Source organism: Bradyrhizobium sp. UFLA06-06 (assembly GCF_054820065.1).
In genome coordinates, this window is the sequence record NZ_JADFUD010000029.1 from 96,340 (window position 1) to 104,680 (window position 8,341).

An 8,341-nucleotide genomic window follows, 5' to 3' on the forward strand; every position below is an offset into this window, starting at 1 on the left:
AAGCACCGCCGATCGGCATCCGGTCAGAGCATAAGAGCGGGCGTCGCTGCGGCGTGGACCCATGTCGCCCTTTGCCCCAAAGCGGACGTGTTTGAGAGTCCGGAAGTTGCCATTTCCACGAAAACTCGCGTATGCATGACGTACAGGATCGTAGTGTGAGACATTCGAATGGCGATGGAACTGAGGTGCGCGAGAGGCGAGGGATTTGCGACGATTGCCGCTGACGGTCGCGTGCTGGATTCCTGGTTTCTTCAGCTGCGCCTGGTTGCGGAGGCCGACAAGGCGGCAACGGTGCGGCTGGCGAGCGACGAGGTCAGCAGATCGTTGGGCGAGTCGGCGGACGGATATGCGCGACACGACGATATTCGCAATGTCGACATCGTTCCAATCCGCACAGAGATTGGCTCCCTTGCATCTGCGCCGACTGACGTGCACGACGCATATCTTCGACTCCATCTGCTGAGCCACCGGCTCGTCCAGCCGAATTGCCTGAACCTCGAGGGAGTTTTCGGTCTTTTACCTAACGTTGCCTGGACGACCCTCGGTCCCTGTGAATGCTCTCGTGTACCGGACGCGCGAATGGAAGCACGAAAGCGTGGCCTCGCGTTTGAGGTGACAGGCGTGGATAAGTTTCCGCGCATGACCGATTATGTGACGCCTGCGGAGGTGAGAATTGCAGATGCGGATCGCGTAAGGCTCGGGGCCTACCTGGCGCCGGGCACAACCGTCATGCATGAAGGTTTTTGCAATTTCAACGCGGGTACGCTCGGTCCCTGCATGGTCGAAGGCCGGATCAGCGCCGGTGTGGTTGTGGGAAGCGGCAGCGACGTTGGTGGCGGAGCGTCGATCATGGGCACTCTGTCCGGCGGAGGGAAAGAGAGGATTACAGTTGGCGAGCGCTGCCTGATCGGAGCCAATGCCGGTATCGGCATTTCATTGGGTGACGATTGTATCGTCGAAGCGGGCTGTTATGTCACGGCAGGCGCGCGCATCCTTTTGGAAGATGGCCGAGTGCTGAAAGCCAAGGAACTCTCGGGCCAAAACGGCCTGCTGTTTCGTCGTAATTCCCAGAGCGGCGCTCTTGAGGCAACCAGACGTACGCCAAACTGGGACGGCCTCAACGCGCAACTTCACAGCTAGGTCCGTCAGGGGACGATCACCACTTCCCTCGGAATTGCGATCCGTTTGGCGCGATCGGCCGTTCACCACCAGTATGGCCACCGCCACGCCTCATAGAGGCGCCACGACGACACCAGGGGCGGGGCGTATGGATCGACCCGGTCGTCTTCAGGGCGATATTGATATCGTGGAACAATATAATAATCCCACGGAGTTGGCCTTATCACGGGCGTCGGGATAATGACCCTCCTTGGTTCATGAACGACTTGTGCCTTCCGCGCCCGGGCTTCAGCACCAGACGTCCCGAGGTTGCACAGCACGAGGGCCGCTCCGAGAGCGCACGCGACGGTCATTATCTTCATGCATCGGCCTCCTTTGCCTGAGAGTGCAAAAGGACTCAAAGCAAGGCAAGCTAATTCGCTCTCGACCGGCTTGAATGACGGCTTGTGGCCCGTAGCCGACCTTTGCTCAGAAGGGCCGCGCGGAAGCCGGAGCCCGCACCCATGATCGATATGAGTACGCGCCCCGGTTCGGCTCTAACTCGACAAGGTCTCAGTAGTCCCAGAACACCGGCACCCAACGGAAGGCGTCACCCTCGACCGCGACATGTCCAACGGACGGGAACGGCATATGCGTGGCCACCAGCAGCTCGCGGTTGGCCGCCAGCTCCCGCAACAGACTGATCCGGGCGCGGGCCGCCTCCTCGGGGTCATGCTCGAAGCCATTGTGCCATTCGGGGTGCTCGAAGCCGACCGCGAAGACGAGGTCACCGGCGAATGTCAGCCGGTCGCCGCCGGACGCCAGGCGAACCACGCTGTGACCGGGGGTATGGCCACCGCTGCGACGGACGACCACTCCGGGCGCCACCTCGTGCTCCTCGTCGAACAGCCGCAACTGGCTCTGGTACTCTTTCCTGAACCGCTTGGCGGTCGCACGAAGCGCGTCCGGGAATCCCGGCGGCATCGAGACGCGGGAGAAATCGGGCGCCTCCCAGAACTTGACCTCGGCGGCCGCCACATGGATCCGCAGGTCCGGACGCAGCCGCTCCTTCACGCCGTCGACGAGCAGCCCGCCCACATGGTCCATGTGCATGTGGGTTAGCACCACGTCGGTGACGGACCCGAGATCGATGCCGGCGGCCTCCAGTCGCTTGACCGTCTGCCCGGCCTTCGGCAGGTGCAGGTCCGGGTCCGACCCCAGCCCGGCGTCGACGAGGATGGTTTTCCCGCCGCTTCGTACCACGACCACGTTCAGCGCCCAGTCGAACGCGTCCGGCGGCAGGAACATGTCGTCCAGCCAGGCTGCGCGGACGGCCGGTTCGGCATTGTGTGCCAGCATCTTGGTTGGCAGCGGCAGCACCCCGTCGCTGATCACCAGCACGTCGATCTCGCCGATCTTCAGCGCGTAGCGCGATGGCACCAACTCGGTTGGCCCCGCCTGACCGGCGTGCGAGGCGTTGTCGCGGTTCATGCTTGTCTCCTGAGTATTGCGGATCATCTGGTTCATTGTTCAAAACTCCTGCGTTCGATCCTGGTGTTCGATCCCGGCGGGCGGCGCCTTGTTTCCGCCCGTGGATTGGACATGGTGATGATCTAGCGGATCAGGTGTGGCGCTGCCCCAGAGCGGTTGCCGTCGCTGTAGAGCGATTGCTGCCAACGCATGCGCACCGCCGCAGGCGAGCGCTGGGGACGAAACGGGAGGCACAGGCCATCGCCATGCCCTCAGCCACATGCGACACTTCGGATTGGCGAAGCCGGTTCAACCCAGGACTAATATCGTCGAGACCACGGAATACGAACGTTCGGAGCAATTCATGGCCAAGCATCGGATCTATACAACGAGCTTCGCAAGCGTCTACCCGCTCTACGTCACGAAAGCGGAGAAGAAGGGACGCACCAAAGCGGAGGTCGATCAGGTGATCTCCTGGTTGACCGGCTACGGTCCGAAGGAGCTGGAAGCTCAGTTGGAGAAACAAACCGACTTCGAAACGTTCTTCGCAAAGGCGCCTGAAATGAATCCTTCTCGGGCCTCGATCAAGGGCGTGGTGTGCGGTGTCAGGGTGGAGGAAATCAAAGAGCCGACCATGCGGGAAATTCGCTACCTGGATAAACTGATCGATGAGCTGGCACGAGGAAAGGCCATGGATAAGATCCTGCGGAAGGAATGATGTCTGATCGACCGGATTCCGTCCGCGCGGCGAGGCGACATTGGACGCTGATGCGTCGCCCGCAATGACGAACGGAGCGGGGAGGGCCGTTGCCACTGATTTGCCCGACGGCGCAAGCCCCCGCAGCAAAATATTTCGCTTTATCCGAAGTGAAACTCAGTGTATGGTTTGCCCCGTCTCACCCGATCGAGGGGCGCTTCGCGGTCGTCACGAACGTGGGTCGAGATGCGGTGGACGCCGATTGCGCAACTGACGAGTGCGCATGAAGCGGACGGTGAAGTCGTGTGGTCCTGACGCCCTAGCGGCAGGTGTCCTCTCGCAAGGTGCGAAAGTGCTTTGCGAAGGCGGTGACAAGCAAGCCCAGTCTCGCCGGGGAGAGCACGAAGTAAGCCGTAGCCCATCGCGCAGGGAAAGCCGGGTTGTTTCCGGTTACACCTGTGGTCCTACCCCCGTGCTTTCTACCTTTTGCACGGGGCCCATGGGTGCGATCGGCACCCGGCTTTCCCTGCGCCCTCCGATGATGAGAGGGCGGAACAAGATGCAAAGCTCGGACGCAATGCGCCGCGAGACTACGGAAGCATGAGCCACACGTCGTCCAACACATTCAGTGTCGTCCTGGCGAAAGCCAGGACCCATTACCCCAAATGAGATTTGTTGCGCGATGTTGGGGCCACGACCTCGTTCACAATCAAATGCGGTTGTTATGGGTCCTGGCTTTCGCCAGGACGACAACGAAGAGTCTCATCCGCAACATTTGCCGCGGCGTATGGATCTCTGCTTTCGCAGGGACGACAGCCGGCAAAAAACACGCGCAGCATTCGCGCCCGGCGAACCCGCCATTGCCAAACCTCGCATTGACCTCATTGCCGTGGCCGGGCACAGCGTGCGGGCGGTGTCATTGAACGGTCGCAAGAGCCGAAGGGGATACCGCCGCATCGAATTTTGCAGTGCAGCAATGGTGCAATTGGCCCCTGCTAAAGGGGCAATGGCAATCGTCTTTGCTTGTCTGTAATGGTGCGACCGGATGTCTCGGGGCCGGTATTCGCGCTCCGCAATTACGCGGGAGGAAACATGCGTAAACTCATATTGGCTGCGGCGTCGATCGCGGCTTTGACCTTTGTCGGGCCTGCGGCGGCGCAGTCGCCGATCGTTCTCAAATTCAGCCACGTGGTGGCCTCGGATACGCCGAAGGGCAAGGCGGCCGACAAGTTCAAGGAACTCGCCGAGAAGTACACCGGCGGCAAGGTGAAGGTCGAGGTCTACCCGAACTCGACGCTTTACAAGGACAAGGAAGAGCTCGAGGCGCTGCAGCTCGGCGCGGTGCAGATGCTGGCGCCGTCGAACTCGAAGTTCGGCCCGATCGGCATCAAGGAATTCGAAGTCTTCGATCTGCCCTACATCCTCCCCGACCTGAAGTCGCTGCGGAAGGTCACCGACGGCCCGCTCGGCGCCCAGCTGCTCAAGAAGCTAGATTCCAAGGGCATGACCGGTCTCGCCTACTGGGACAACGGCTTCAAGCAGATGAGCGCGAACAAGAAGCTGGTCGCGCCCGCCGACTACAAGGGGCTCAAGTTCCGCATCCAGTCGTCGAAGGTGCTGGAAGCCCAGTTCCGCGCACTCGGCGCGATCCCGCAGGTGATGGCATTCTCCGACGTCTACCAGGCGCTGCAGACCGGCGTGGTCGACGGCCAGGAGAACACCTGGTCGAACATCTACACCCAGAAAATGCATGAGGTGCAGAGGTACGCCACCGTCACCAATCACGGCTACATCGGCTACGTCGTGGTCGTGAACAAGAAGTTCTGGGACGGCCTGCCGGCCGATACCCGCGAGCAGCTCTCCAAGGCGATGAAGGAAGCCACCGAGTTCGGCAACAGCCAGTCGGCCAAGGAAAACGACGACGCACTCGCCGAGATCAAGAAGGCCGGCAAGACCGAGATCGTCGCGTTGACGCCGGAGCAGGACGAGGCGATGCGCAAGGCGATGATGCCGGTCTACAAGGACGTGGCCTCGCGCGTCGGCCAGCCGCTGATCGACGAATTCCTCAAGGAAACCGGCCGCAGCCCGATGAATTAGCTGCGATGCTCCGCCGCCGAGGCGATGCCAGAAGAGCTCCCTCTCCCCGTTCTTGCGGGGAGCGGGTTGGGGTGAGGGGCCTTCTCCGCGAACGCGGCTCCAGATGCGCTCGCGGAAGCTCCCCCTCACCCGAAATTCAAGCTGCGCTTGAATTTCGACCTCTCCCCGCACGCGGGGCGAGGTGGATCGGAGGCAGCTCCGATCGACAGCAACAGTCACGCGGGACTTGAACCGCAAACAAAGTGAACGCCGCGGCCGCGTGAGGTCGCGGCCAGGGTGCCGTGGCCGGTCGCCGCATCAGGCCATGACAGGGGAGATCAATGCTGCTTAAAATTCTGGACCGGCTCGAGGAAATCATCATCGCGAGCCTGATGGGGGCCGCGACGCTGCTGACCTTCGTCACGGTCGTGCACCGTTTTCTGGTCGACGTTCCCGTGCTCTATCCGTACCTGTTCGGCATCAATCTCGCATGGTCGCAGGAACTCTGCATCTACATGTTCATCTGGATGGCGAAGTTCGGCGCCGCCTATGGCGTGCGCGCCGGCGTCCATGTCGGCGTCGACGTCCTGATCAACCGCCTCAACGATTTCTGGCGCAAGCGCACCATCATCTTCGGCCTGCTCGGCGGCGCGCTGTTCACCGGGATCGTCGGCACCATGGGTGCCAAATTCGTGTTCGAATTGATGCATACCGACCAGGTCTCGCCGGATCTCGAGATCCCGAGCTGGATCGTCTACGCCTGCATCCCGCTCGGCTCCTACCTGATGTGCTTCCGCTTCCTGCAAGTGTGCTGGAACTACTGGTGGACCGACAACCTGCCGCACCATGACGCCTCCCATGTCGATGGCGTCGAGACCAGCAAGACCGCGCCCGTCGCGCTTGGAGAAGCGTGATGAGCGCCGCACTTATTTTCGGACTGCTGTTTGCCCTGATGCTGACGGGCATGCCGATCTCGATCTCGCTCGGCCTGACCGTGCTCACCTTCCTGTTCACGATGACCGAGGTGCCGATCGAGAGCGTCGGCCTGAAGCTGTTTTCGGGCCTCGACAATTTCGGCATCATGGCGATCCCGTTCTTCATCCTGGCCGGCACCTTCCTGACCCGCGGCGGCGTCGCGCGGCGCATGATCGCGTTCACGACCTCGCTGGTCGGGCATCTGCCCGGCGGCCTTGGGCTCGCCGGCGTCGCGGCCTGCGCGATGTTCGCGGCGATCTCGGGCTCGAGCGTCGCCACCGTGGTGGCGATCGGCTCGATCATGATGCCGGCGATGGTCGATCACGGCTATCCGAAGCGGTTCGGCGTCGGCGTGATCTCGACCTCGGGCGCGCTCGGCATCCTGGTGCCGCCCTCGATCATCCTGGTGCTGTACGGCGTTTCCACCAACACCTCGATCGGCGCGCTGTTCATGGCCGGCATCGTGCCGGGCGTCGTGCTCGCGCTGATGCTGGCTGCGGTGACTTTCTTCGTCGCGCAGCGCAACGGCTATCCGAAGATGCCGCGCGCGACCATCGGCCAGCAGTTCACGGCGTTCCGCGAAAGCATCTGGGGCCTGCTGCTGATCGCGATCGTGCTCGGCGGCATCTATGGCGGCATCTTTACGCCGACCGAAGCGGCCGCGGTCGCCGCGACCTACGCCTTCTTCATCACCGTATTCGTCTACAAGGAGCTGAAGCTCTCCCAGGTGCCGAAGGTGCTGCTGCAGGCGGCGAGCATGAGCTCGATGCTGCTCTACATCATCACCAACGCGGTGCTGTTCTCGTTCCTGATGACCCACGAGCAGATCCCGCAGGAGATGGCGGCCTGGATCATCGACAAGAACTTCTCGGTCTGGATGTTCCTGCTCGTCGTCAACGTCATCCTGCTGCTCGCCGGCAACGTGATGGACCCGTCGTCGATCCTCTTGATCATGGCGCCGATCCTGTTTCCGCTGGCGACCAAGCTCGGCGTGCACCCGGTGCATCTCGGCATCCTGATGATCGTCAACACCGAGGTCGGACTGTGCCATCCGCCGGTCGGGCTCAACCTCTACATTGCGAGCAGTATCGCCAAGATGGGCATCAGCGAGATCACCATCTCGGTCCTGCCGTGGCTGTGCGCGATGCTGGTGTTCCTCGGCCTGATCACCTACGTGCCGGAGATCTCGCTGTGGCTGCCGCGCCTGCTCGGAATGATCTAGCGCAAACAACAGAAATCCAAAGCGCGACCTCGCGCTTTGGATGTTTCTGCAATGCAATGAAAGCGGATTACATCTTGGTAACAGAGCTCTCTCTGTCCAATCCGTAAGTTGAAGGCGCGGGCGGGCGGCATCATCTTCGAGCAACCTTCAAAGGAGGTTCGTATGAAGAAAGTTCTGCTCGCCGGTATCGCGGCGCTCACGATTGCCGGTTCGACCGCGGTCTATGCCCAGCATCGTCCCTGGTTCCACGGTCATATGCGGATGAGCCCCGAGGATCGGGCCGCCTTCCTCGACGCGCGGATCGCCGCCGTCCACGCCGGGCTGAAGCTCAACGCCGATCAGGAGAAGCTGTGGCCGCCGGTTGAGGCCGCGGTGCGCGACTTCGCCAAGCTGCGGCTCGATCGCGCCAATGCGCGGATGGCCGCCGAGAAGACCGATGCGGACCAGGCGCAGAAGCCGGACGATCCGGTCGCCCGCCTGCGCGAGCGCGCCGACAACATGGCGGCGACCGCGACGTCGCTGAAGAAGATCGCCGACGCCGCCGACCCGCTCTACAAGATGCTCGACGACAACCAGAAGCGGCGGCTGAGCTTGCTGACCCATATGGAAGGGCGTGGATTCGGTGCCGAGGGCTGGCGCCGCCACCGCCTCGAGCGCGGCATGGACCGCTGGGAGCGCGGCGGCCGCGGCTTCGATCACGACCGTTTCGACCGCGACGATGGCCCCGATCAGGAGCGCTCCGGCCGCCTCTGAGCGCCGTCCGCCGCCGCCCTCGCCAAGCCTATGAAAGACCGCCGGATTCC

8 protein-coding genes are annotated in these 8,341 nt (G+C 62.3%); 7 read left to right on the forward strand and 1 reads right to left on the reverse strand.

The features are described from left to right. Nucleotides 1–168: 168 nt before the first annotated feature. On the forward strand, nt 169–1,140 hold the full coding sequence (gene dapD, locus IF803_RS24330) for a 2,3,4,5-tetrahydropyridine-2,6-dicarboxylate N-succinyltransferase (RefSeq protein WP_461193696.1): 972 nt from the start codon (nt 169–171) through the stop codon (nt 1,138–1,140). Nucleotides 1,141–1,671: 531 nt separating this feature from the next. On the opposite strand, the gene IF803_RS24335 is transcribed toward dapD, so the two are convergent. Further along, entirely contained in the window at nt 1,672–2,625 is a 954-nt protein-coding gene (locus tag IF803_RS24335; protein ID WP_461193697.1) for an MBL fold metallo-hydrolase, read from the reverse strand. A gap of 307 nt (nt 2,626–2,932) precedes the next feature. Here IF803_RS24335 and IF803_RS24340 point away from each other — a divergent pair, with 307 nt between their 5' ends. The 6 genes from IF803_RS24340 to IF803_RS24365 all read left to right on the forward strand — a co-directional run bounded on the left by IF803_RS24340 (nt 2,933) and on the right by IF803_RS24365 (nt 8,291). After that, nucleotides 2,933–3,286, forward strand: a complete 354-nt coding sequence (locus tag IF803_RS24340) for a DUF2200 domain-containing protein (protein WP_304496343.1) — start codon at nt 2,933–2,935, stop codon at nt 3,284–3,286. A 703-nt stretch (nt 3,287–3,989) separates the two neighbouring features. Further along, a complete protein-coding gene (locus IF803_RS24345) occupies nt 3,990–4,298 on the forward strand; it encodes a hypothetical protein (protein ID WP_461193699.1) in 309 nt (102 codons plus the stop codon). Nucleotides 4,299–4,357: 59 nt separating this feature from the next. Then, complete coding sequence (locus IF803_RS24350; protein WP_461193701.1) at nt 4,358–5,362, forward strand: TRAP transporter substrate-binding protein; 1,005 nt, start codon at nt 4,358–4,360, stop codon at nt 5,360–5,362. Nucleotides 5,363–5,682: 320 nt separating this feature from the next. Next, on the forward strand, nt 5,683–6,255 hold the full coding sequence (locus IF803_RS24355; RefSeq protein WP_304496341.1) for a TRAP transporter small permease: 573 nt from the start codon (nt 5,683–5,685) through the stop codon (nt 6,253–6,255). Next, a complete protein-coding gene (locus IF803_RS24360; RefSeq protein ID WP_461193702.1) occupies nt 6,255–7,538 on the forward strand; it encodes a TRAP transporter large permease in 1,284 nt (427 codons plus the stop codon). The genes IF803_RS24355 and IF803_RS24360 overlap by 1 nt, the downstream gene beginning before the upstream one ends. Nucleotides 7,539–7,700: 162 nt before the next feature. After that, on the forward strand, nt 7,701–8,291 hold the full coding sequence (locus IF803_RS24365; RefSeq protein ID WP_461193703.1) for a Spy/CpxP family protein refolding chaperone: 591 nt from the start codon (nt 7,701–7,703) through the stop codon (nt 8,289–8,291). Nucleotides 8,292–8,341 lie beyond the last annotated feature (50 nt).